Genomic DNA, 22,682 nt, shown 5'->3' on the forward strand with positions numbered 1-22,682 from the left:
AGAACCGTCAGCTGTCGACCGTGGTGCTGCCGGAACGCCCTGCAAGCGTGCGCTCCAGGTCCGCCAGGCCCAGGCCGCGTGCGCGCAGCAGCACCAGCAGGTGATAGGTGAGGTCGGCGGCTTCGCCGAGCAGTGCCTCGTCGTCCTGGGCCACCGCGGCCAGCGCGGTCTCCACGCCTTCCTCGCCCACCTTCTGCGCGATGCGGCGCACCCCGCCTTCGAACAGGCGCGTCGTATAGCTGCCGGGAGGACGTTCCGCCTCGCGTCGCGCGAGCAGCGCATCCAGAGGCGCCAGCGCGGCGGCGGGCGCACCGGGAAAGCAGCTGGCGCGCTGCAGGTGGCAGGTCGGACCCTTGGGGCGCGCCAGCACCAGCAGCGCGTCGTCGTCGCAGTCGGCGCGGACCGAGACCAGGTCCAGCACGTGGCCCGAGGTCTCGCCCTTGGTCCACAGGCGGCCCTTGCTGCGGCTGAAGAAGGTCACCTGGCCACTGTCCAGCGTGGCGGCCAGCGCATCCCGGTCCATGTAGCCGAGCATCAGCACCCGCAGGCTGTCGGCGTCCTGCACCACCGCCGGCAACAGCCCGTCGCCCTTCGCCCACGCCAGCGCGTCGGGATCGAGCGTGGCCTCCTTTGGTCCCGACTCATGCATCACGCACCTCGATGCCCTGCGCGCGCAGGGTCGCCTTGAGCCCGCCGATCGCCAGCGCGCCGCTGTGGAAGACGCTGGCCGCGAGTGCGCCATCGACGTCCGCGCGCTCGAAGGCCTCGATGAAATGTTCCGCCGCCCCGGCGCCGCCCGAGGCGACCAGCGGTACTTCGCAGATCGCCCGCACCGCCGCCAGCTGCTCGATGTCATAGCCCCGCCGCACGCCGTCGCTGTCCATGCAGTTGAGGACGATCTCGCCGGCACCCAGGCGCTGCGCTTGCACCACCCAGTCCAGGGTGCGCAGCGCCAGCGCTCGCGTCCTGTCGGGGTCGCCGGTGTGGCTGCGCACCCGCCATTCGCCGTCGGGCTCGCGGATGGAGTCAATGCCGACCACCACGCACTGCACGCCAAACGCCTCGGCGAGTTCGCTCACAAGCGCCGGCCGTTCCAGCGCCGGCGTGTTGATCGAAATCTTGTCGGCACCGGCGTGCAGCACCGCGCGCGCCGTGGCCACGTCGCGGATGCCACCGGCCACGCAGAACGGAATATCCAGCAGTGCCGACACCTGCTCCACCCAGCGGTAGTCGACCGAGCGCCCCTCAGGGCTCGCGCCGATGTCGTAGAACACCAGTTCGTCGGCGCCCTCGTCGCGATAGCGCGCGGCCAGCGTGGCGATATCGCCCATGTCGACGTGGTCGCGGAAGCGCACGCCCTTGACCACGCGGCCGTCGCGCACGTCTAGGCAGGGAATGATGCGCCGGCTCAGCATGTCGCGGCCTGCAGCGCTTCGCGCAGGCTGAAGCGTCGTTCCAGCAGGGCGCGACCGAGGACGATGCCGGCGCAGCCGGCGTCGCGCGCACGGGTCACGTCGGCGACGCCGGAGACGCCGCCCGAGGCCTGCAGGGACAACGCGGGCGCCGTGCTTCGCAGATGGTCGTACAGCGCCAGGTTCGGTCCGGTGAGCATCCCGTCGCGGGCGATATCGGTGCTCAACAGGTGGCGCAGGCCAACGTCCGCATAGCGCACGGCCAGGGCAGCGAGGGATTCCTCGCCGGTCTCGGTCCAGCCGTGGACAGGTAGCCGCCAGATGCCGGCCGTGTCGAGCCGTGCGTCGAGCGCCACGGTGATCCGGTCCGCGCCGAAGGCTCGGATCCAGGCCAGCACGCTGTCCGGCTCGCGCACCGCAAGCGAACCGATCACCACCCGCGCGGCACCGGCCTCGAGCAGCTGCACCACATCGTCGCGCCCGCGCACGCCGCCGCCGGTCTGCACCTTCAGCCGACCATCGCCGGCCAGCGCGCGCAGCAGCGGAAGCAGCGTGTAGCCACCAGCGCGGGCCGCGTCCAGGTCGACCAGGTGCAGCCACTGCGCGCCCTGGTCGGCATAGTCGAGGGCGAGTGCCAGTGGATCGTCGCCATAGTGCGTTTCGCGGGCGTAGTCGCCCTGTGCCAGCCGCACCACGCGGCCTTCGCGCACGTCGATGGCGGGATAGAGGGTGAATCCGTCGCTCATGGCGTCGCCTCGATGAAATTGCGCAGCAGCCGCGCTCCCACGCGCGCCGAGCGCTCGGGATGGAACTGCGCGCCGGCGACGTTGCCGCGCTCCACCACCGCCGCAAAGCGGGTGCCGTGCTCACAGGCCAGCACGCAGTCGTCACCCGCCGGCGCGGCGTAGCTGTGCACGAAGTAGGCGAAGTCGCCGTCGGCAATGCCGCGGGTGAGCGGCGATTCGCCCAGCGGCCGCAGCCGGTTCCAGCCCATGTGCGGCACGCGCACGCCGGGCGACGGCGGCAGCCGCCGCACGCGACCGGGCAGCAGGCCCAGGCAGGGCGTATCACCCTCTTCGGAATGCTGGAACAGCAGCTGCATGCCCACGCAGATGCCGAGCAGCGGCGCCTGCAGGCTGCGGAGCGTCTCGACCAGGTCGAGCTCGCGCAGCCGCCGCATCACCTCGGCCGCGGTGCTCACGCCGGGCAGGATCACGCGGTCGGCGGCGCGGATCGTGACCGCGTCCGTGGCCAGCTGCGGCTCCACGCCCAGCCGGTGCAGCGCCTGCCGCACCGAGCCGAGGTTCGCACCGCCGGCATCGACCAGCACCAGACGCATCAGAGCGCGCCCTTGGTGCTCGGCAGCTCCACGCCTTCGCGCCGGATCGCGTGGCGCAGTGCGCGCGCCAACGCCTTGAACGCCGCCTCGATCTTGTGGTGGTCGTTGTCGCCGCGCACCGAGAGGTGCAGGTTGAGCCCGGCCGCATCGCACAGCGAACGGAAGAAGTGCGACACCAGCTCGGTCGGCAGGTCGCCGACGCGCTCGCGGCGGAAGTCGCCCTCGAACACCAGCCACGGGCGCCCGCTGAAGTCGAGCGCGGCGCTGGCCAGGGTCTCGTCCATCGGCAGGGTGAAGCCGTAGCGGCCGATGCCGCGCTTGTCACCCAGGGCCTCGCGCAGCGCCTGGCCCAGCGCGAGCGCGGTGTCCTCGACCGTGTGGTGCTCGTCGATGTGCAGGTCGCCCGTGGTCTCGACTTCCAGTGCGAAGCCGCCGTGCTTGCCGATCTGCTCCAGCATGTGGTCGAAGAACGGCAGGCCGGTGGACACCTTCGGCTCGGCCACGCGGTCGAGGTCGATCGCGATGCGGACCCGGGTCTCCTTCGTATTGCGCTGCACATCGGACCGGCGCGGCGCATCGGCCAGCTCGTGCGCGATGCTGGCCCAGTCCCACTCGCCGCCGAACTGCGGGCTGCGCAGCTTGAAGCCGCGGATGCCCATGTTGGCGGCGAACTCCAGGTCGGTATCGCGGTCGCCGACCATGGCCGAGCGCGCAAGGTCGATGCCGCGGTCGCGCAGGTAGTGCAGCGCCAGGCCGATGCCGGGCTTGCGCGTGGGCAGCTTCTCTTCCGGCCAGCTGCAGTCGACCAGCACTTCGCGGAAGGCGATGCCCTGGCTTTCGAACACCTGCATCATCAGCGCCTGCGGACCGTCGAAGTCCGCCTGCGGATACTGCGCGCTGCCGAGCCCGTCCTGGTTGCTGACGATCACGAACTGGTAGCCCGCATCGCGCAGCTTCAGCAGCGCCGGAATCACGCCGGGCACGAAGCGCAGCTTGTGGTAGGCGTCGATCTGGAAGTCGTCCGGCTCCTCGATCAGGGTGCCGTCGCGGTCGACGAAGAGGATCGGGGTGCTCATGCCAGTGTTCCCTTGGAAAGTGCCCGCAGCACCCGGTCGTTCTGCGCCGGGGTGCCGATGGTGATGCGCAGCGCGTCGCCCAGCTGCGGCGCTGCGCGCTGGTCGCGGACGACGATGCCTGCGGCAAGCAGCTGCGCGAACGCGCGCGAGGCGTCGGCAAAGCGGACCAGCAGGAAGTTGCCCTCGGACGGATACACCCGCAGCACGCCGGGCACGTCGGCCAGCGCCGTCCGCATCCGCTCGCGCTCGCTGCGCACCTCGGCCACGCGTCCCGCAGTGCGGGCGAGCGCCTCCGGGGACAGCGCGGCCAGCGCCAGCGCCGCGCAGGGTGCGGGCACCGGGTACGGCGCCTGGCAGCGCCGCAGCGCCGCGACCAGCGCCGGATCGGCTGCGAGCACGCCGATGCGCGCACCTGCCAGTGCGTGGGCCTTGGACAGCGTGCGCAGCACGCCGAGGTTGTCGTGTTCGCCCAGCAATCCGATGGCCGAATGCTGCGAGGAGAACTCGCCATAGGCCTCGTCCACCACCAGCAGCGCCCTGCCCTGCAGCCTGCGCGCCAGCGCGGCGATGTCGTCCAGCGCGATCGCGTTCCCCGTTGGATTTCCGGGTGAACACAGGAACACCAGTCGCGCGCATCGGGACAGTGCAATCTCCGCCAGCGCATGCAGGTCCGGCGCGAAGCTCTCCACGCCGTCGATCAGCGGCACCTCGATCAGCGGCGCGCCCTGCAGCCGCGCGCTCACCGCATACATGCCGAACACCGGCGGCGACACCACCACCGCATCCCGGCCCGGCACGCACAGCGTGCGCACCAGCAGGTCGATGGCTTCGTCGCTGCCGCGCCCGATCAGCAGCTGCCCGGGCACGCAACCGTACAGCCGTGCCAGCGCTTCAGCGAGCTCCGGTGGTTGCGGCTCGGGATAGCGCCTGCAGCCGTCGCCCGGGTCGCCCGCGCTGGGCCAAGCGGACTCGTTGGCGTTGAGCCAGACCTCGCCCTGGAGCTTTTCGCTGCGCGCGGACCCGTAGCCGGTGAAGCCGCGCAGGTCCTCCCTGATCAGATCGATCACCGCACCCATGCAGGCGCCTCCATTCGTAGCCGCACTGCGTTGGCATGCGCTTCGAGGCCCTCGGCTTCGGCCAGGGTCACCGCCCAGGGGCCGATGCCGGCGATGCCCTCGCGGGTCGCCGCCTGCACGCTGATCGCGTTCTGGAAGCTGCCCACGCTCACTCCGCTCCAGGCACGCGCGGCGCCGTTGGTTGGCAGCACGTGGTTGGTGCCGCTGCAGTAATCGCCCAGCGCCTCGGGCGTGTGGTCGCCGAGGAAGACCGAGCCGGCCGCCTCGACCCTGGGCAGCCAGGCACGCGGCTCGCGCAGCGCGAGGATCAGGTGTTCGGGCGCGTAAGCGTTGCTGATCGCGAATGCTTCATCCAGCGTCTCGACCTCGACCAGGCGCGACTGCGACAGCGCCTGCGCGGCGATGGCCGCGCGCGGCAGTCGTGCCAGCTGCGCGGCCAGTTCGCGCTCGACGGCATCGAGCAGCGGCGCACTGTCGGCCAGCAGCACCACCTGCGAATCCGGACCGTGTTCGGCCTGCGACAGCAGGTCCGCGGCGACAAAGGCGGCATTGGCGCCGGCATCCGCGATCACCAGCACCTCGGACGGCCCGGCCGGCATGTCGATGGCCACCGCGCCCGTCTGCGCCAGCTGCTGCTTGGCCTCGGTCACCCAGGCATTGCCCGGGCCGAACAGCTTGTCGCACTTCGGCACGCTGCCGGCACCCAGCGCCATGGCCGCGATCGCCTGCGCGCCGCCAAGCTTAAATACCCGCTGCACGCCGGTCATGCGTGCGGCCACCAGCACGGCAGGATCGGCGCTGCCGTCGCGGCGCGGCGGCGTGCACAGCGTCACCTGCGGACAGCCGGCCAGGCGCGCCGGCACGCCCAGCATCAGCGCCGTGGACGGCAGCGGCGCGCTGCCGGCGGGCACATACAGGCCGACCCGGCCGATGGGCCGCAGGATGCGTTCGCAGACGACACCTGACGCGGTTTCAACCGCGTAGGGCTGCGCCATGCCGGCGCGGTGGAACGCTTCGATCCGCCCGGCGGCCTCGGCCATGGCTGTGCGCAGCGCCTGGGGCACTGCCGCTTCCGCGGCGGCGAACTCGGTGGCGTCCACTTCCAGTGTTCCAGGTGCGACGCCATCCAGCCTCAGCGTGAGATCGCGCAGCGCCGCATCGCCGCCGGCGCGGACTTCGTCGATCAGTGCGGCCACGGTGTCGCGGACCGTGCCGGCCACCGCCTGCACCGGGCGCGCGAGTGCGTGCGCGCGTGCATCCACATCGAGTCCGGACCAGCGCAGGCGCTTGACCGGAGCATGGTTGCTCGTGGCCGCGGCGCGGCTGTTCGTGGCCGTAGCGCTGCTGGCCGTGTTTTCAGCGACGCTCATGCCAGCGTCCTCTCGACCGGCAGCACCATCAGACTGCGCGCGCCGGCCTGGCGCAGATCCTCGAGCCGCTGCCAGGTCATCGCCCCGTGGCACAGCGCCTGCAGCGCCAGGGAGTCCTCGCCATCGACCTGCAGCAGGGTCGGCCGCTCCGCGTCGGGCAGCAGCTTGAGCAGCGCATCCACCTGGCCGCGATCGGCCTGGAACATCAACAGCCTGCTGTCCTTGATCCGCAGCGCGCCGTCCATGCGTCGCAGCAGCTGCTGCAGCAGGCCCGCGCGCACGTCGACAAGCGGCTGCACCGGCCCGGCCAGCACCGACTCGCTCTGCAGCAGGGTCAGCACCGGCTTGAGCTGGTTGGCCGCCAGCGTGGCGCCGCTGGAGACCAGGTCGCAGATGACGTCGGCCTGGCCCAGGCGCGGCGCGATCTCCACCGAGCCCGACAGGAACACCACGTCGGCGGCGATGCCCTGCGCGTCCAGCCACTGGCGCAGCAGCTGCGGATAGCTGGTGGCGATGCGCCTGCCTGCGAGATCAGCGGGGCCCTGCCAGTCCCAGTCGTCCGGCACCGCAATGTCGAGGCGGCAGCCGCCGAAGCCCAGCGCGCGGATCTCCTGCGCCACCTGCGGCCTGCCGGACAGCGCACGCTCCGCGGACTGCTCGGCCAGCACATTGCGGCCGACGATGCCCAGGTCGCAGACGCCATCGGCGAGCAGACCGGGGATGTCGTCGTCGCGCACCAGCAGCAGGTCGATCGGTGCGGATTCGCCGTAGCAGAACAGGCGGTCGCGGCTTTCGCGCCACTCCAGGCCACAGGACTTCAGCAGGGCGCGGGACGGCTCGCCAAGGCGGCCGCTTTTCTGGATGGCGATGCGCAGGCGCTCGCGCGCCGCGATGGGGGCGGGGGGACTCATGCGGGGGCGCTCAATTCGAAGGGACGAGACGGGGGAACTGCTTGCGTACCGCCGCCGCGTAACCGCCGGCGCCATGCTCGATGGTGCGGGCGACGCGACCGACCGTGGTGACGCTGACGCCGGTGCGCTCGTGGATCTCGCGGTACGGAACCTTCTCCAGCAGCAGTGGCACCACCCGCCAGCGGTCGGCCATGGCCTCGAGCTCGGCCGGCGTGCACAGGTCGCGAAGGAAGGCGGTGATCTCGGCCGGCTGGTCGAGCGCTGCCAGCGCCTTGGCCAGGGCGCGGAGCGAGGCATCGGCCTCGCGCTTGGATGGGGATTCGGGGCGCTGCTTCATCGCGCCAATGTAATAGCGCGCTAGTACATTGTCAACGCGGTCGTTCCGCCCCGTGATGGGGCGCGTTCACTTGAATCAGTTCCCTTGGCGCGTACCCGTGCTGCCGCGGTGCGTCGCCATCCACCCCAGGGCCACGCCCGTGAGGGCACCCAGCACTTCCATCAGCACGCGCACACCCAGCCCATCCGGGTCGTGGATCTTCGACAGCGCGATACGCGCATAGACCGGGGATTCGAGCTTCACCACGCCGAGGTAGAACAGGTTCCAGAGATCGATCCCGGCGCCGATCGCCACCGCGCCCAGGCAGGCCCAGCCGACAGAATGGCCCGGGTTCCAAGCCAATCGCGCGGAGAGCGCGTGGAACACGAGGAACAGCAGGAAGCCGATCGCCAGCGCGATCAGGCCGGCTTCCAGTGCTCCCGGCCAGCCCAGGTGCAGCGGCAGGTTCATCCGCCTTCGCCCGCCTCGGCCCTGCGTGCCGCTTGCAGCAGGCTGCCGTCGACCACCAGGCGCACCGCTTCGGCCACCTCGCCGTCGAGCGCGCGGTCGCGGTCGAGGAAACCGATCCGCTCGCGCAGCGCGGCATGCGCGGCGGCAACCGCCACGCCCGGGTGGTAGGGCTCGGACGCAGCAAGCTCGGCGCGCAGCGCACCCACTTCCTCCACGAACTGCGCGTGGTCGCGATGCCCGGCCATGGGCGCGCCATGCACCTTGGCGGCAAAACCTGCGGCGTCACCGCTGCGCGCCAGGTCGCGCGCGGCGTTGATCATGTCGCGACGGAAATCCAGCGCCTGCGCCGCGGTGTACAGCTCCAGCGCCAGCACCTTGCCGAGATCCGCCGTCATCGACAGCACGTGGCGGGCCTCGTTCGCGCCCATGGACACGTGGTCTTCCGCGTTCGCGCTGGTCGGCACCGAGTACACGCTGGCCGGATGCGCACGGGTGGCGAGGTCGTTGACGATCGCGGCGGCGGTGTACTGCACGATCATGTGGCCGGATTCGGTGCCGTCCTCGTTGCCGATCAGGAAGGCCGGCAGGCCGTCGCTGGTTGCCGGATCCACGAGCTTGTTGAGCCTGCGCTCGGAGATCGATGCCAGCACGGGGATCGCCGCCTTCACGTAGCTCAGCGCCAGCGCCAGCGGCATGCCGTGGAAGTGGCCGGCGGAGATCACCTGCTCCTCGACGTGCGCGGCCTGCCTGTCGGGGAAGACCAGCGGGTTGTCGGTGACCGCGTTGAGTTCGATATCGAACACCCGATGCGCCTGCTCCACCGCGTCGCGCACCGCGCCGTGCACCTGCGGGATGCAGCGCAGCGAATAGCTGTCCTGCGGCTGGTGCTTCTTGCCGCCGCGGAAGGGCTTGAAGCGCAGGTAGAACTTCTCGCGGCCGTGGCGCTGGCTGGCCGGCACCCAGTCCCAGCCGATGTCGAAGCTCAATGCCTGTGCCTCCGGCGTCTGCCAGCTGTCGGGCAGCCACTGCCGGAAACGCGGCACCAGGTGGTACGGGATGTCGGCGAGCGTGGAACCCTCGAGCAGCGCGCGCAGCCGCGCGGCAACGTCCACCTGCCCGGGATGCGGACGCAGCGCGTGCACTTCTTCGGCAAACGCGCCCAGGCGACCGGCGAAGGCATCAATGGTCATCGCCGCAGCGAGATCGGCGGTTTCCAGCAGGCGGTCCAGCCGGTCCAACGCCAGCACGCCCATGGCCAGCATCTGCGCGGTGCCGTTGTTGAGCGCCAGGCCTTCCTTGTACGAGAGCGTGACCGGCTCGAGTCCGACGCGGCGCAGCGCCTCCGCACCCGGCATGCGCTCGCCTTCGACGAAGGCCTCGCCGCCGCCCAGCAGCACGATCGCCAGGTGCGACAACGGCGCCAGGTCGCCCGACGCGCCCACCGAGCCCAGCTCCGGCACCACCGGCACCACGCCGGCGTTGAGCATCGACGTCAGCGCCTGCAGGGTCTGCACGCGGATGCCGGAATGGCCCTTGAGCAGGGTGTTGATGCGGATGCACAGCATCGCCCGCACGACCTCCGGAGACATCGGCTCACCGACGCACACGGCATGGGTCACGACCAGGTTCTGCTGCAGCTCGGCGTGCAGCGAGCGACCCGAGGGTTTCGCGCCGGGCAGTTCGTCACGCAGTGGATGCGCGCCCAGCAGCTTGTCGGCGTTGCTGCCGAAGCCGGTCGACACGCCGTAGATCGGCTCCTCGCGGCGCACCTGCTCGGCGAGGAAGGCCGCGGCGCGCTCGACCGCCTGCAGCGCCACCGGATCGAGTTCGACCGAGGCGCCGTTGGCGATCATCACCAGCTGCGAGCGCGTGAGGGACCTGCCGTCGAGACGGATGTGCTTCATGTCGGTTGCCTTTCCTGTCCGGGGGCGCGCCGTCAGGCGCCGTGTGCGCGCAGCTGCTCGAGCTCCACCCGCAGGGTGCTGCCCAATTCATCCTCGGCGACCTCGAACTGCTCGCCGCGGCGCAGGTCCTTGACCGCCACCACGCCGCGGGCGGCCTCGTCCCCGCCGCGGATCACCACGAAGCGGATGCCCGCCCGGTCGGCGTACTGCAGCTGCTTGGCCAGCTTGCGCGGCTCCATCTGCGTTTCCACGTTCAGGCCCGCGGCGCGCAGGCGCTGCGACAGGGCCAGCGCGTGGTCGAGGCCCTCGTCATCGAGCAGCACGACCAGCGCGTGCACGGTGCTTTCGGCGGTCCCCACAAGGCCGGCCTCGCGCAGCTGCCAGAACAGGCGCGTCAGGCCGATGGAAATGCCGACGCCGGGAAGCTTCGACTTCGTGTAGTGGCTGGCGAGGTCGTCATAGCGACCACCGGAGCAGATGGAACCGATCTCCGGGTGCGCGTCCAGCGTGGTCTCGTAGACCATGCCGGTGTAGTAGTCCAGGCCGCGCGCGATCGAGAGGTTGATGGCGTAGCGCGACCCGGGCACGCCCATGGCATTGAGCATTCCGAGCAGCGCACGCAGCTCGTCGCGGCCTTCTTCGAACAGCGGCGTGCCGGCGCCAAGTGCGTCGAGCTTCGCCAGCGCGTCGTCGTGCCCGGAAGAGCGCACGCGCGAGAACTCCAGCAGCCGGTCCGCAACTTCAGGGGCAAGGCCGAAGGCCTCACCCACCAGCGTCGCGCGCACCGCCTCTTCCCCGCGCTTGTCGAGCTTGTCGATCTCGCGCAGCACCAGCGGCTGCGCCTCGTCGCTGATCCCCTGGCCGGCAAAGAAGCCACGCAGCAGCTTGCGATGGTTGAGCTGGATCGTGAACTCGCCGATGCCCAGGGCCTCGAACACCGCGTTGATCACCGCCGGCACCTCGGCCTCGAAGCGCGGCGACAGCGTGTCCTTGCCGATCACGTCGATGTCGCACTGGTAGAACTCGCGGAAGCGGCCGCGCTGGGCGCGCTCGCCGCGGTAGACGCGCTGCATCTGGTAGCGGCGGAACGGGAACGCCAGATCGTGCTCGTGCTCGGCGACGTAGCGCGCCAGCGGCACGGTCAGGTCGAAGCGCAGCGCCATTTCAGGCCGTCCCGGGTCGCCCTTCTCGAGCGCGCCCGTGGACTGCGCGAAATAGACCTGGCGCTCGGTCTCGCCCCCGGTCTTGGTCAGCAGCACGTCGGAGAGTTCGAACACCGGCGTTTCCACCGGCAGGAAGCCATAGGCCTCGAAGGTGCGGCGGATGGTGTCGAGCATGCGCTGGAAGGCGACCTGCTCGCGCGGCAGCAGCTCGAGGACGCCCGGGGGCGTGCGGGGCTTGATCAAGGCGGATCTCCGGTGCGGGGCGAGGCCGCGGTGGGCCCGACATTCTAGCGGCTGCACGCGGCGCGGCCCGGGTGCCGGAACGGGGTGCTTGCCTCCCCCCGCCCCCGGTCATTACAATGTGCAGCTCACCTGTCGGGGTGTAGCTCAGCCTGGTAGAGCGCTACGTTCGGGACGTAGAAGTCGCAGGTTCAAATCCTGTCTCCCCGACCATCGGTGAACACGCAGAAACCGGCCGCAGGGCCGGTTTTTTGCTTTTCGCGCCCGCGGGCGCCAGGACACCACGATGCCGGCCTCCCCCACCCCTGCCGGCGGACCGCGCGTCCACGGCCGGCTGCTCGCCCTGGCCGGGATCGCGCTGGCCGCCTTCAACCTGCGCACCGCGGTCACCTCGATCACGCCGCTGCTGGACGTCGTCGGGCGCGAGTTCGGCTTCGGCGCCGCCATGGCGGGCGTCATCGGCATGCTGCCCGCCGCCGCATTCGCCGCCTTCGGCGCGGCCACGCCGGCGATCGCCCGCCGCCTCGGGCTCGAGCGCACCGTCCTGCTGGCAATGGCGCTGGCCGCCGCCGGCCTGGTGCTGCGCTCGCTGGCGGGCGGGGTCGGCGTGCTGATCGCCGGCTCGCTGGTGTCGCTGGCCGGCATGGGCGTCGGCAACGTGGTCCTGCCGCCGCTGGTGAAGCGCTGGTTCCCGCACCGGGTCGGCACCCTGAGCGTGGTCTACATCACCGCGCTGCAGGCCGGCACGATCCTGGCGGCGCTGCTGGCGGTGCCCCTGGCCGACGCCTTTGGCTGGCGCCTGTCGATGGCGGCGTGGACGCTGGCCGCGATCGCGGCGGCCCTGCCCTGGGTCCTGCTGCTGCGGCGCGTCCCCGGGGCCGGTTCCGGGACGGGCCACGACCGGGGTCGCGACGCGGGCGCAGCCGGCATCCCGGCGGCGGGCGCCACCGACCTGGCGTCCACGCCGGGCACCCGCAACCGCGTCTGGCATACCGGACTCGGCTGGGGCATGGCGCTGATGTTCGGCATGACCTCGCTGGCGACCTACGCGATGTTCACCTGGATGCCGCGGATCTTCACCGAGGCCGGCGCCTCGCCTGCATTCGGCGGCGCGATGGTGGCGCTGTACACCGGCTTCAGCCTGCTCGGCGGCCTGGTGGTCCCGGCGCTGGCCGTGCGCATGCGCAACAGCTTCCCGATGGCGCTGGCGTGCGCGCTGGCCCAGTTCGCCGGCTTCTACGGGCTGTGGCAGGCGCCGATGGCCGCGCCTTGGCTGTGGGCGACCCTGGTCGGCATCGGCGGCTGCACCTTTCCGCTAGGCCTGACGTTGATCAACCTGCGCACGCGCACGCCGGATGGCTCGGCGGCCCTGTCGGGCTTCACCCAGGGACTGGGCTACACGCTGGCGTGCCTGGGGCCGCTGCTGTTCGGCATCCTCAGGGAGGCGACCGGCGGATTCGCCTGGCCCTTCGCGATGCTCGCGGCCAGCGTGGTGGTGATGCTGGGCGGCGCATGGCAGGCCTGCCGGCCGCGCGTGCTCGAGGATGGCCCGGGCCGCGGGACAACCCGGGACGAGGCCGCGGCCCGGCAGCCGTGATCAGGCCGCGCTGATCCCGAAGGCCGCCAGCCGCCGAGCCAGCAGGTCGAGTCCCGGCGCGCCCGACGCGCCCGGCGACACGCGTGCCGCGAGGCTCGCGGCAGGATCGCCCTCGGCCCAGCGCGCCGGGTCGGCCGCCTGGCGGTAGGCCTCACGGAAGGGCAGGCCGTCGCGCGCCATGTCGACTGCAAGGTCGGTCGCATACATCGACGGTTCCAGCGCGGCACGCATGCGTTCGGTGTCCCAGTCGAGGTTGCGCAGCAGGTCGGGCAGCAGCGCCAGCGCCTGCAGGCCCTTGCCGAAGCCGTGGAACAGCGCGCCCTTCGAGACCTGCAGGTCGCGGTGGTAGCCGGAGGGCAGCGACAGCAGCTGCTCGATCTCGCAGCGCGCCGCGGCGACGCTGGCATAGGACGCGCGCATCAGCTCGATGACGTCGGGATTGCGCTTGTTGGGCATGATCGAGCTGCCGGTGGTGTACTGCGCGGGCAGCCTGACGAAGCCGTATTCGCCCGAGGTGAACAGGCTGAGGTCCCAGGCCAGGCGCCGCAGGTCGAGCATCGCGCTGGACAACGCCTCGATCGCGGCCATCTCGAACTTGCCGCGCGACAGCTGGGCATAGGTCGCGGCCAGCTGCATGCGGCCGAAGCCGAGCGCGGCCGTGGTGTGCTCGCGCTCCAGCGGCAGGTTGACGCCGTAGCCGGCCGCGCTGCCCAGCGGGTTGGCGTCGACCCAGGCCAGGGTGTCGTCCGCGCGCCGGGCGTTGTCGATGAAGGCTTCCGCCCAGGCCGCCCACCACATCCCGAGCGAGCTCACCACCGCGCGCTGCAGGTGCGTGTAGCCCGGCAGCGGAACGTCGGCTTCGGCCCGTGCACGGTCCAGCGCGATGCCGGCGATCTCCACGCACAGCGCGCGGGTGCGCGCCAGCTTCTCCTTCAGCCACAGCCGCGTGGCGACCAGCACCTGATCGTTGCGGCTGCGGCCGGTGTGGATGCGGCGCCCGGCGTCGCCGAGGCGTTCGGTCAGCCGCGCCTCGATCGCCGAGTGGCCGTCCTCGTAGCGCCCGTCGAGGATGAAGCTGCCGCTGCGGAAGTCGTCGGCCAACCGCTCGAGCTCGCGCCCGATGCCCGCCAGTTCGTCCGCGGACAGGATGCCGATGCGCTCGAGGCCTTCGGCGTGCGCGCGGCTGGCGCGGATGTCGTGCAGGAAGAAGTCGCGGTCCAGCACCACGTCGTCGCCGGCGAGGAAGGCCTGGATGTCGGCGTCGACGGTGACGCCGGGCTTCTGCCAGAGGAGGTCGGACATGTCGGTCTCCGGGATGGGTTGTGTGTGATGGCCGGCGGTCGCAGCTCCTGTAGGAGCGGCTACAGCCGCGATTGGATCTTGCGGAACATCTTGCCGATCGCGGCTGTAGCCGCTCCTACAGGGTGGGTGCGGGCGGCCAGTCGAGGGGGATGCCCTCGACCTCCGGCCGGCCGAACGCAAGGTTGAGGTTCTGCAGGGCCTGTGTCGCGGCCCCCTTGAGCAGGTTGTCGAGCGTGGCGACGACGACCAGGCGGCGCCCGTCGGCCGACACCGTGAACCCGCCGATCTCCACCCCGTGCCGGCCGGCGATGCGGCTCACCCACGGCGCGTCGGTGCACACCCTGATCAGCGGCTCGTCCTCGTAGCGCGCGCGGTAGGCGGCTTCCACGGCCTCGGCCGCGACCGGCTCGTGCAGATGCAGGTTCGCGGTCAGGGTGATGCCGCGGAAATGCGGCGCCACGTGCGGCATGAACTCCACCTCCGTGCCGAGGTGGCGGGTGACCTCGCGCTCGTGCAGGTGGTCGGCCAGCGCATAGGGCATGAGGTTGTCGCGCAGCTTGTCGGGATCGTTGCGTTCCGACGGCGTGGTGCCGGCGCCCGAGTAGCCGGACACGCCGAAACACTGCACCGGGCCGTCCACCAGGTCGAGCATCGGCGCCACCGCCAGCTGCATGGCGCTGGCGTAGCAGCCGGGATTGGCGATGCGCCGCTGGCTGGCGTAGCCGTCGCGCGTGAGTTCGGGCAGCCCGTAGTACCACTCGTCGTCGAAGCGGTGGTCGGCGGACAGGTCGACGATCACCGGATCGCCGCCGCCGGACGCCAGCGCATCGACGTAAGCCCTGGCGCGGCCATTGGGCATCGCCAGCACCCAGGCGTCCAGGCCGGCCGACGCCAGCGCGTCGGGCGCGAGGTTCGAATAGCGCAGCTCGCCGGCGTATTCCGGCACGTGGGCGCCGACGCGCTGTCCATCGAGTTCGCGCGAGGACACCGCGGCGAGCTCGAAGCCCGGATGCGCGGCCAGCAGCCGGATCAGCTCGGCGCCGGTGTGTCCGCGCGCGCCGATGATGCCGATGGATGCGGTCACGCCGCGTCCTCCTTTTCGACCAGGGTTGGCGGACGGTCGGCACAGTGCTCCACCGCGCGTTCGATCGCGCGGAAGCCGTCCATGCCGTACCAGAACACCTTCCACGGCCCCTGCTTCAGGCAGCCGTCGCTCTCGGCGTAATAGAACGCGTTGGCGGGATTGCCGCTGCGCGAGCGCCAGAACAGCGTCGGCGTCTCCTCGCGCATCACCTGCCACACTGCGCGCCCCAGGCCCTCGCCCTGGGCGTCGTCGAGCACGGCGAACTTGTCGAGGTAGGGCACGCCGTCGACCTCGGTCAGGATCACCGCGGTGCGGTAGTTCTCGCTGACGTAGGCGCGCAGCAGCGGCGTGCGTTCGAAGTAGTCGGGCAGCAGGGTGCGGCCGAACGCGGACTCGACCAGCATGCGCAGCCGCGGCAGGTCGAGCGCATCCCATGAACCGGCGCGCATCACCCGCTCGCCGCGCCGCACCAGGGTGCCCGAGCCCTTGTGCGTGAACAGCTCGCGCGCCAGCTGGTCGGGCCGGGTGATCGACACCGAGGACGACGGCGGCAGCGCCATCAGCAGGTTGTGCACCTGCTCGATCTTCAGGCGCATGCCCGAGTGCAGCCAGGGCTGGCGCAGGAGCTCTTCGTACTCGGTGCTGAGGTTGATCGAGTCGATCACCTGGCCGTCGGGGCCGAGCAGGCCGCCGGTTCCGGTGAGGAAGACGATCTTGTAGGGCTGCAGCGTCTTGATCAGCTCGTTGGCGGCCCAGTCGGCGTTGACGTTGACGATCTGGCCGTCGGCGGTCTCCCCCAGCGACGTGATGACCGGGATCGAGCCGGCCTTGATCGCCGCGCCGATGCCGTCGGTATCCACGCGCATCACCTGCCCCACCAGGCCGTAGCGCTCGCGGTCGAGGAAGGCGCACTCGAAGACACCCGACTGGATCGAGGTGGCGCGGACGTCCTGAACCTGCAGTGCTTCGACCAGGCGCAGGTTCTGCTGCCGCATCACCCGGCGCACGATGGCCAGGCCGGCGGCGTCGGTATGGCGCAGGTTGTCCACGGTGCGCTTGGTAATGCCCGCGGCCTGCATCGCCTCGTCGAGCTGCGGTCCGGCACCGTGCACCACGATCGGCGTCAGGCCCACCTGCTGCAGGAAGGCCAGCGAGGACGTCAGCGCGTCGAGGTCGTCGCGCAGCACCGCGCCCCCGACCTTGACCACGGCGAAGCGCCGGGCGTCGACCTGCGAGAACCGCTTCAGGTACTGGCTGATCTCCTTCGCGCTGCCCATGCTCGAAAGCAGGCGGACGATGGTCTGGCGGGTCTGGACGTGTGCGTGCATGTGTATCGCTTCGTAGGTGGGGCTGTGGGGGTTTTTGCTACGGATTGACGCGGATAAGGGCGGATTCACAGGGATGGAGCAGAAGCCCTTCTGTGAAAAGTCCTGCCTTCTGTAGGAGCGGCTATAGCCGCGATTGCCGCCTGCCGATCGCGGCTATAGCCGCTCCTACATGTGAGGGACCCCATCCATGCGCTGCTCTTGAACGGACCTCCGCTCTATCCGTGTGAATCCGCCCTTATCCGCGTCAATCCGTGGCAAACGTTTTTGCTCCAATCACCCGCCCCACCGCCTCGCCATAGGTCCGGAGCTGCTCCAGCGCGACCCATTCGTCGGCGGTATGGGCCTGGGCGATGTGGCCCGGGCCGTAGACGATGGCGTCGAGGCCGGCAGCCGAGAACAGCGAGGCTTCGGTCCAGAAGTCGACCGCGTTGCCGATCGGCAGGCCCAGGCCTTCGGCAAGATCGCGCGCGGCCAGGCGGCGCTCCTCGGCCGCAGCGGTGTCGCCGGCGGGCAGCGCGGGGCCGTGGAAGGTCGCGGCGTAGTCGCTGCCATCCGGGGCCAGCGCGGCGAAGCGGGCGTGCAGCTGGTCGACATCGTGCGACGGCAGCGGCCGGAAGCCGAAGCGCACCTCGGCCGCGGGCGCGATCACGTTGGCCTTGATGCCGCCCTCCACCCGGCCGATGTTGAAGCGCAGGCCCGTGAGCCCACCGAAGCGCTGGTGCGCCTCGGCCTCGGCCAGGTCCAGCGCGTCCACGCCCCAGCGCATCGCCTTGTGCACCGCGCTCGCCGAAAGCGCCTGGGCGCCGGACGCGTGGCCCGCCTCGCCGTGGAAGCGCAGCTGCACGGCGGCGATGCCGCGGTGGGCGAGCACCGCCTCGCAGCCGGTCGGCTCGGCCACCACCACCTGGCGAAAGCCGTGGGCGGAGGCGAGGAAGGCGGCGATGCAGCGCGGATCGTTGGCTTCCTCGTCGCTGGTGAACAGGAAGGCGGCGTCGCCTTCGACGGCCTGCGCCGCGGCGATGAGCGCGGCCGCGGCACCCTTGATGTCGCAGGCCCCCAGGCCGATCGCGCGGTCGCCTTCGACGCGCAGCACATGCGGGTCGGCGGTCCACGCCGGCGAGTCGGGCACGGTGTCGAGGTGCACGTTGAACAGCAGCGTGGGCGTGCCGCGACGCGCGAACAGCGACACCGCGCCTGCGCCGTGGTCGGTGACGGTCACCTCGAAATCCGGCAGCTGGGCGCGGATGTAGTCGAAGATCCCGCCGGTGCCGATGGCGCGCGGAGGATTGCGGGTATCGAAGGACACCAGCGCCGCGAGGTGGCGAAGTATTGGCTCAATCACGTCCAAGCCGCCCTGTAGGAGCGGCTACAGCCGCGATCGGCACTCTGCAATTGCGGCTATAGCCGCTCCTACAGAATCCCTGGCTGTCCGCTGCGGATTCGCGGCGCGGGTGCACATGGCTGCCGGCGTGGCTCACGACCGGTTGACCTCGGCCCACAGGGTGCTGCTCATTCCGAAGAGCTTGATGAAACCCTCGGCCTCTTCCACGCCCCAGTCGGCGGACTGGGCGTAGGTGGCGCCGCTGGCATTGAGGATGTGCGGCGAGCGCACCGCGACCGCGTCGACGCGACCACCGCGCGTCTCGAGCATCACCTCGCCGTTGACCATGCGCTGCGACGAGGCCAGGAAGGCCTCCAGGTCGGTCTTCAGCGGGTCGTGGTAGAAGCCCTCGTAGACGAGTTCGACCCACTTGCGGCCGACGTCGGGCTTGAAGCGGTTCTGCTGCTTGCTCAGCACCGCCTCTTCCAGCGCGCGGTGGGCGACAAGCAGCGCGGCCAGTCCCGGCGCCTCGTACACGATGCGGCCCTTCAGGCCGATGGTGGTGTCGCCGGTGTAGATGCCACGGCCGACGCCGTACTGCGCGAACATGGTGTTGAGCCTGGCCAGCAGCTTCGGTCCGGGCACGTCCTCGCCGTCCAGGCCCACCGCCTCGCCGTTGACGAAGCGCACCGAGACCTGCAGCGGCTCCACGGGCCACGCGCCGCGTGGCGCGCACCAGCCGCGTGCGCCCTCGCCCGGCGCTTCCCAGAGATCGATCTCGCCGCCGGACATGGTGATGCCCAGCAGGTTCTCGTTGATGGTGTAGCTCTTCTGCTTGGACTGCACGCCGAAGCCACGCTGCTCGAGGTAGGCCTGCTCGTAGGCGCGGGTCTGGGTGTGTTCCTTCTGGATCTCGCGGATCGGCGCCACGATGCGGTAGTCGCCGCTGGCCTTCACCGCCAGGTCGAAGCGCACCTGGTCGTTGCCCATGCCGGTGCAGCCGTGCGCGATCGCGGTGGTGCCGAGGTCGTTCGCGCGCGCGAGTGCGGCGTCGACGATCAGGTAACGGTCGGACACCAGCAGCGGGTACTGGCCCTGGTAGGCCTCGCCGGCGTGGATGAAGGGCTTGACGAAGCCGTCCCAGATCGCGGGACCGCCGTCGATGGTGACGTGGCTGGCGACGCCAAGCTCGGCCGCGCGCGCCTCGATCGCCGCACGCTCCGCCGCGTCCACGCCGCCGGTATCGGCGAACACGGTGTGCACGTTCCAGCCGCGCTCCTTCAGCCACGGCACGCAGAAGCTGGTGTCGAGGCCGCCGGAAAAGGCGAGGACGATGTCTTTGGATTCGGAGGCAGCGGTCATATCGGGTCTCTGTGGGGGAGAACTGTAGGAGCGGCTACAGCCGCGATCGTTGTCGCCGGATCGCGGCTGTAGCCGCTCCTACAGGAAAGGGTTGTGACGTATCGGCAGGCTTCAGCGCCCGGCCAGCGCCTTCATCACCGCCTTCTGCACGTGCAGGCGGTTGCCGGCTTCCTGCACGGCGATGCAGCGCGGCGAATCCATCACCGCGTCGGTGGCCTTGACGTTGCGGCGCAGCGGCAGGCAGTGGCTGAAGACGCCGCCATTGGTCAGCGCCATCTTGGCCTCGTCGACAATGAAGTGCTTGAACCCCTCGCGGATCGGCTTCTCGGGGCCCCAGTTGCCGAAGTACGGCAGCGCGCCCCAGCTCTTGGCATAGACCACGTCGGCACCGGCATACGCGTCCTCGATGTCGTGGCTGACCGCCAGCGAGCCACCACTTTCGGCGACGTTGGCCTTCGCCCAGCCCATGTAGCGCTCGTCGAGCACGTACTCGGGGGTCGGGCACAGCAGGGTCACGTCCATGCCCATGCGGGTGGCGATGGTCAGCGCGGAATTGGCGACCGCGGTGTTGAGCGGCTTCGGATGGTAGGTCCAGGTCAACACGTACTTCTTGCCGCGCAGGTCGCTGGTGCCGAAGTGCTCCTGCAGCGCCAGCGCGTGCGCCAGCTCCTGGCAGGGATGGGTGATGGTCTCCATGTTGATCACCGGCACGGTGGCGTACTTCGCGAAGCCCGCCAGCACCCGGTCCTCCCGGTCCACTGACCAGTCGACGAACTTCGGAAACGCGCGCACGCCGATCAGGTCGACGTACTGGCTGAGCACCCGTGCCACTTCGGCGATGTGCTCCTCGGCCTCGCCGTCCATCACCGTGCCCAGCTCGAACTCGATCGGCCAGGCGTCCTTGCCCGGCTGCAGCACCACCGCATGCGCGCCGAGCTGGAACGCGCCCAGCTCGAAGCTGGTGCGGGTGCGCATGGAAGGATTGAAGAACACCAGGGCGATCGACTTGCCCTTCAGCGCGTCGCCGGTGGGCGCGCGCTTCAGGCGCGCGGCCTCGGCGAGCACGGCGTCGAGCTGGGCGCGGGTCCAGTCCTGGGTATTGAGGAAGTGCTGCGGGGCGGTGGTCATGGCGGAGTCCATGGAATCGAAAACGAAAAAACCCGGCTTGGGCCGGGCTTCAAAGACGGAAAACAGGCGTTGTCCGGTCCTAACCCAGGGAAATGTGGGCTTCCGGTCGGCGCGCGCGCGAGGTCATGCCCGCCGCCATGTAGGCGGAGGTCAGCAGACCATGGACGGAGGCGCAGGCGTGTTGCATCGCGGCAATCTTCCCACGCGGCGCGCGGACCCGCAAGCACGGCCCCGTCCGTCCATTCCGCCCCGCTCAGTCCTGGGCGCCGCTCGGCACCACCGGCGTCACCGCCACCTTGACCCGGAGGCGGTTGCCCGGGTCCGCAGGCAGGCGCGAGCGGTACTTCACGCCGCGCACCACGTAATCGACGTCATAGGCGATCGGCCGCCGGAACTCGCGCTCCACCGGCACCATCCTGCAGTCCGCGTCGCCCTCGTCCGTGCCGGGCTCGCGGCGGCTCGGCGTCAGCACGTCGCGCACCGCGCCCACCACGCGCGAGAGGCCGCGCCGCTCCTCGCCCTCGTCCGGCGACACCATGCTCGACTGCTCGCAGCGCTCGACCATGCCGGTGGCCCGCAGGGTCTGGTACACCGGCTCGGCGCGCAGCACCTGCGCGTACTCGTAGCGCACGTTCTCGGCCTGGATCACCGTGTGCTGGGCCCACGCAGGCGCCGCCGCCAGCAGCGGGGCCATGAGCAGCGGCAGCCACCGCTTTGCGGGCAGGAAGGAGTGCATGTCGATGCCGCAGTGTAGGCGGTGGCCGCCGCAGCGGGCTGAATCGTGGCTGTCACGGTCCCCCGCCGGTAGAATCGGCGGCCTGCCCAGCGGCCCCAAGGCATGACCCTGAGACTCTTCAACAGCCTCACCCGCCGGGTGGAGGACTTCCAGCCCCGTGATCCCGCGCGCACGACGATGTATGTCTGTGGCCCCACGGTCTACAACTACGTGCACATCGGCAACGCGCGCGGCCCGGTGGTGTTCGACGTGCTGGCCGGCCTGCTGCGGCGCCGGTTCGGCACGCTGGCCTACGCCCGCAACATCACCGACGTCGACGACAAGATCAACGCCGCCGCGGCCGAACAGGGCGTGCCGATCTCGACGATCACCGACCGCTTCGCCGCCGCCTACCGCGAGGACATGGCCGCGCTCGGCGTGGCCCCGCCGGACATCGAGCCCGAGGCCACCGGCCACATCGCCGAGATCATCGCGATGATCGAGCGGCTCATCGACGCCGGCAACGCCTACGCCGCCGAGGGCCATGTGCTGTTCTCGGTCGCGAGCTTCGACGGCTACGGCAAACTGTCGCGCCGCGAGCTGGAGGACATGCTGGCCGGCGCGCGGGTCGACGTGGCGCCGTACAAGCGCGATCCGGGCGACTTCGTGCTGTGGAAGCCGTCCAGCGGCGACCTGCCCGGCTGGGATTCGCCCTGGGGCCGCGGCCGCCCGGGCTGGCACATCGAGTGCTCGGCGATGGCGGCCGCGCACCTCGGCGAGACCATCGACATCCACGCCGGCGGCGTCGACCTGCAGTTCCCGCACCACGAGAACGAGATCGCGCAGAGCGAATGCGCCCATGGCGGTGCGCCCTTCGCGCGCTTCTGGCTGCACAACGGCATGCTCAACTTCGGCGGCGCGAAGATGTCGAAGTCGCTGGGCAACATCGAGAAGGTCCACGACCTGGTGCGCCAGCATCCGCCCGAGGCGCTGCGCCATGCGCTGATGTCGGCCCATTACCGCCAGCCGCTGGACTGGTCCGACGCGCTGGTCGAACAGAGCGTGCGCACCCTGGACCGGCTGTACGGCACGCTGCGCGATGCCGACGCGCTGCTGGCACGACACGAGGCCGCCGAGGGCGGAAATACCCTGGCCGCGGACGTCGCGATCCCGGACGCGATCGAAGCCGCCCTGTGCGACGACCTCAACACGCCGCAGGCGCTGGCCGAGCTCGCGGCGATCGCCGGCAGCGCGCGCGTGCTGCGCAATGCGCTGGCCAACGGCGAAGCCTCCGGCGACGGCCCGCTGCTTGCGCTGGCAACGCTGGCAGCCAGCCTTCGCGCGGGCGGCCGCGTCCTCGGGCTGCTGCAGCAGTCGCCGGCCGCCTGGTTCGGCCGCGGCGCCTCCGGCGACGACGACGCCCGGATCCAGATCCTGGTCGACGAGCGCGCGGCCGCCAAGCAGGCGCGCGACTTCGCCCGCGCCGACGCGATCCGCGCCCAGCTGGCCGCGGAGGGGATCCTCCTCGAAGACACGCCCCAGGGCGCGCGCTGGAAGCGGGGCTGAG

General features: G+C 70.8%; 21 protein-coding genes and 1 tRNA gene. 3 read left to right on the top strand and 19 right to left on the bottom strand.

The window, feature by feature from the left end; translation table 11 throughout:
* Positions 1-7 precede the first annotated feature (7 nt).
* From hisIE to hisS, 12 genes are all read right to left on the bottom strand, one after another.
* Complete coding sequence (gene hisIE, locus JG616_RS09140; protein ID WP_199392398.1) at positions 8-649, bottom strand: bifunctional phosphoribosyl-AMP cyclohydrolase/phosphoribosyl-ATP diphosphatase HisIE; 642 nt, start codon at positions 647-649, stop codon at positions 8-10.
* Positions 642-1,415 carry an imidazole glycerol phosphate synthase subunit HisF gene (gene hisF / locus JG616_RS09145; protein ID WP_199361714.1) on the bottom strand — a complete coding sequence of 258 codons (774 nt, stop codon included), beginning with the start codon at positions 1,413-1,415 and terminating at the stop codon, positions 642-644. Before hisF ends, hisIE begins: the two co-directional genes overlap by 8 nt.
* Entirely contained in the window at positions 1,409-2,158 is a 750-nt protein-coding gene (hisA, locus tag JG616_RS09150; RefSeq protein ID WP_199361713.1) for a 1-(5-phosphoribosyl)-5-[(5-phosphoribosylamino)methylideneamino]imidazole-4-carboxamide isomerase, read from the bottom strand. Before hisA ends, hisF begins: the two co-directional genes overlap by 7 nt.
* On the bottom strand, positions 2,155-2,754 hold the full coding sequence (gene hisH / locus JG616_RS09155) for an imidazole glycerol phosphate synthase subunit HisH (protein WP_199362233.1): 600 nt from the start codon (positions 2,752-2,754) through the stop codon (positions 2,155-2,157). The genes hisA and hisH overlap by 4 nt, the downstream gene beginning before the upstream one ends.
* Positions 2,751-3,827 carry a bifunctional histidinol-phosphatase/imidazoleglycerol-phosphate dehydratase HisB gene (gene hisB, locus JG616_RS09160; RefSeq protein WP_199392399.1) on the bottom strand — a complete coding sequence of 359 codons (1,077 nt, stop codon included), beginning with the start codon at positions 3,825-3,827 and terminating at the stop codon, positions 2,751-2,753. Before hisB ends, hisH begins: the two co-directional genes overlap by 4 nt.
* Positions 3,824-4,903, bottom strand: a complete 1,080-nt coding sequence (gene hisC, locus JG616_RS09165) for a histidinol-phosphate transaminase (RefSeq protein WP_199392400.1) — start codon at positions 4,901-4,903, stop codon at positions 3,824-3,826. Before hisC ends, hisB begins: the two co-directional genes overlap by 4 nt.
* A complete protein-coding gene (gene hisD / locus JG616_RS09170; protein ID WP_199361710.1) occupies positions 4,891-6,273 on the bottom strand; it encodes a histidinol dehydrogenase in 1,383 nt (460 codons plus the stop codon). Before hisD ends, hisC begins: the two co-directional genes overlap by 13 nt.
* Complete coding sequence (gene hisG / locus JG616_RS09175) at positions 6,270-7,184, bottom strand: ATP phosphoribosyltransferase (RefSeq protein WP_199361709.1); 915 nt, start codon at positions 7,182-7,184, stop codon at positions 6,270-6,272. Before hisG ends, hisD begins: the two co-directional genes overlap by 4 nt.
* Before the next feature lie 10 nt (positions 7,185-7,194).
* A complete protein-coding gene (locus JG616_RS09180; protein ID WP_199361708.1) occupies positions 7,195-7,521 on the bottom strand; it encodes a YerC/YecD family TrpR-related protein in 327 nt (108 codons plus the stop codon).
* A 75-nt stretch (positions 7,522-7,596) separates the two neighbouring features.
* On the bottom strand, positions 7,597-7,971 hold the full coding sequence (locus JG616_RS09185; RefSeq protein ID WP_199361707.1) for a hypothetical protein: 375 nt from the start codon (positions 7,969-7,971) through the stop codon (positions 7,597-7,599).
* Positions 7,968-9,875, bottom strand: a complete 1,908-nt coding sequence (locus tag JG616_RS09190; protein WP_199392401.1) for an aromatic amino acid lyase — start codon at positions 9,873-9,875, stop codon at positions 7,968-7,970. Before JG616_RS09190 ends, JG616_RS09185 begins: the two co-directional genes overlap by 4 nt.
* Before the next feature lie 32 nt (positions 9,876-9,907).
* Positions 9,908-11,281: a histidine--tRNA ligase gene (hisS, locus tag JG616_RS09195; RefSeq protein ID WP_199392402.1), complete on the bottom strand. Its 1,374-nt coding sequence runs from the start codon at positions 11,279-11,281 to the stop codon at positions 9,908-9,910.
* Positions 11,282-11,414: 133 nt separating this feature from the next.
* Here hisS and JG616_RS09200 point away from each other — a divergent pair.
* Positions 11,415-11,491, top strand: a tRNA-Pro gene (locus JG616_RS09200).
* A 73-nt stretch (positions 11,492-11,564) separates the two neighbouring features.
* Entirely contained in the window at positions 11,565-12,875 is a 1,311-nt protein-coding gene (locus JG616_RS09205) for an MFS transporter (protein ID WP_199392403.1), read from the top strand.
* Here the strand turns inward: JG616_RS09205 and argH are convergent, their stop codons facing one another.
* The 7 genes from argH to JG616_RS09240 all read right to left on the bottom strand — a co-directional run bounded on the left by argH (position 12,876) and on the right by JG616_RS09240 (position 21,136).
* On the bottom strand, positions 12,876-14,177 hold the full coding sequence (argH, locus tag JG616_RS09210; RefSeq protein ID WP_199392404.1) for an argininosuccinate lyase: 1,302 nt from the start codon (positions 14,175-14,177) through the stop codon (positions 12,876-12,878).
* A 115-nt stretch (positions 14,178-14,292) separates the two neighbouring features.
* Complete coding sequence (argC, locus tag JG616_RS09215) at positions 14,293-15,261, bottom strand: N-acetyl-gamma-glutamyl-phosphate reductase (protein WP_199392405.1); 969 nt, start codon at positions 15,259-15,261, stop codon at positions 14,293-14,295.
* Positions 15,258-16,589, bottom strand: a complete 1,332-nt coding sequence (locus JG616_RS09220) for an acetylglutamate kinase (protein ID WP_199392406.1) — start codon at positions 16,587-16,589, stop codon at positions 15,258-15,260. Before JG616_RS09220 ends, argC begins: the two co-directional genes overlap by 4 nt.
* Before the next feature lie 244 nt (positions 16,590-16,833).
* Positions 16,834-17,937: an acetylornithine deacetylase gene (locus JG616_RS09225; protein ID WP_207748983.1), complete on the bottom strand. Its 1,104-nt coding sequence runs from the start codon at positions 17,935-17,937 to the stop codon at positions 16,834-16,836.
* Between the two features lie 126 nt (positions 17,938-18,063).
* Positions 18,064-19,272, bottom strand: a complete 1,209-nt coding sequence (locus JG616_RS09230) for an argininosuccinate synthase (RefSeq protein ID WP_199361700.1) — start codon at positions 19,270-19,272, stop codon at positions 18,064-18,066.
* A 111-nt stretch (positions 19,273-19,383) separates the two neighbouring features.
* Positions 19,384-20,400 (bottom strand): N-acetylornithine carbamoyltransferase, encoded by a 1,017-nt coding sequence (locus tag JG616_RS09235; protein ID WP_199361699.1) that lies wholly within the window; start codon positions 20,398-20,400, stop codon positions 19,384-19,386.
* A 253-nt stretch (positions 20,401-20,653) separates the two neighbouring features.
* The gene (locus tag JG616_RS09240; protein ID WP_235973072.1) at positions 20,654-21,136 is read right to left on the bottom strand and encodes a hypothetical protein; all 483 of its coding nucleotides are present in this window, start codon (positions 21,134-21,136) and stop codon (positions 20,654-20,656) included.
* Between the two features lie 102 nt (positions 21,137-21,238).
* On the opposite strand from JG616_RS09240, the gene cysS reads away from it, so the two are divergent.
* Positions 21,239-22,681, top strand: a complete 1,443-nt coding sequence (gene cysS, locus JG616_RS09245) for a cysteine--tRNA ligase (protein ID WP_199392408.1) — start codon at positions 21,239-21,241, stop codon at positions 22,679-22,681.
* The last annotated feature ends 1 nt before the right edge of the window (position 22,682 follow it).

The sequence above is a fragment of the Luteimonas sp. MC1895 genome (assembly GCF_016457215.1).
Taxonomy (GTDB): Bacteria; Pseudomonadota; Gammaproteobacteria; order Xanthomonadales; family Xanthomonadaceae; genus Luteimonas.

What these genes read in the sequence shown, in the direction of transcription:
- hisIE (WP_199392398.1), bottom strand. Translation starts at nt 649, where the DNA reads ATGCATGAGTCGGGACCAAAGGAGGCCACGCTCGATCCCGACGCGCTG.
- hisF (WP_199361714.1), bottom strand. Translation starts at nt 1,415, where the DNA reads ATGCTGAGCCGGCGCATCATTCCCTGCCTAGACGTGCGCGACGGCCGC.
- hisA (WP_199361713.1), bottom strand. Translation starts at nt 2,158, where the DNA reads ATGAGCGACGGATTCACCCTCTATCCCGCCATCGACGTGCGCGAAGGC.
- hisB (WP_199392399.1), bottom strand. Translation starts at nt 3,827, where the DNA reads ATGAGCACCCCGATCCTCTTCGTCGACCGCGACGGCACCCTGATCGAG.
- hisC (WP_199392400.1), bottom strand. Translation starts at nt 4,903, where the DNA reads ATGGGTGCGGTGATCGATCTGATCAGGGAGGACCTGCGCGGCTTCACC.
- hisD (WP_199361710.1), bottom strand. Translation starts at nt 6,273, where the DNA reads ATGAGCGTCGCTGAAAACACGGCCAGCAGCGCTACGGCCACGAACAGC.
- hisG (WP_199361709.1), bottom strand. Translation starts at nt 7,184, where the DNA reads ATGAGTCCCCCCGCCCCCATCGCGGCGCGCGAGCGCCTGCGCATCGCC.
- JG616_RS09180 (WP_199361708.1), bottom strand. Translation starts at nt 7,521, where the DNA reads ATGAAGCAGCGCCCCGAATCCCCATCCAAGCGCGAGGCCGATGCCTCG.
- JG616_RS09185 (WP_199361707.1), bottom strand. Translation starts at nt 7,971, where the DNA reads ATGAACCTGCCGCTGCACCTGGGCTGGCCGGGAGCACTGGAAGCCGGC.
- JG616_RS09190 (WP_199392401.1), bottom strand. Translation starts at nt 9,875, where the DNA reads ATGAAGCACATCCGTCTCGACGGCAGGTCCCTCACGCGCTCGCAGCTG.
- JG616_RS09205 (WP_199392403.1), top strand. Translation starts at nt 11,565, where the DNA reads ATGCCGGCCTCCCCCACCCCTGCCGGCGGACCGCGCGTCCACGGCCGG.
- argH (WP_199392404.1), bottom strand. Translation starts at nt 14,177, where the DNA reads ATGTCCGACCTCCTCTGGCAGAAGCCCGGCGTCACCGTCGACGCCGAC.
- JG616_RS09220 (WP_199392406.1), bottom strand. Translation starts at nt 16,589, where the DNA reads ATGCACGCACACGTCCAGACCCGCCAGACCATCGTCCGCCTGCTTTCG.
- JG616_RS09230 (WP_199361700.1), bottom strand. Translation starts at nt 19,272, where the DNA reads ATGACCGCTGCCTCCGAATCCAAAGACATCGTCCTCGCCTTTTCCGGC.
- JG616_RS09235 (WP_199361699.1), bottom strand. Translation starts at nt 20,400, where the DNA reads ATGACCACCGCCCCGCAGCACTTCCTCAATACCCAGGACTGGACCCGC.
- JG616_RS09240 (WP_235973072.1), bottom strand. Translation starts at nt 21,136, where the DNA reads ATGCACTCCTTCCTGCCCGCAAAGCGGTGGCTGCCGCTGCTCATGGCC.
- cysS (WP_199392408.1), top strand. Translation starts at nt 21,239, where the DNA reads ATGACCCTGAGACTCTTCAACAGCCTCACCCGCCGGGTGGAGGACTTC.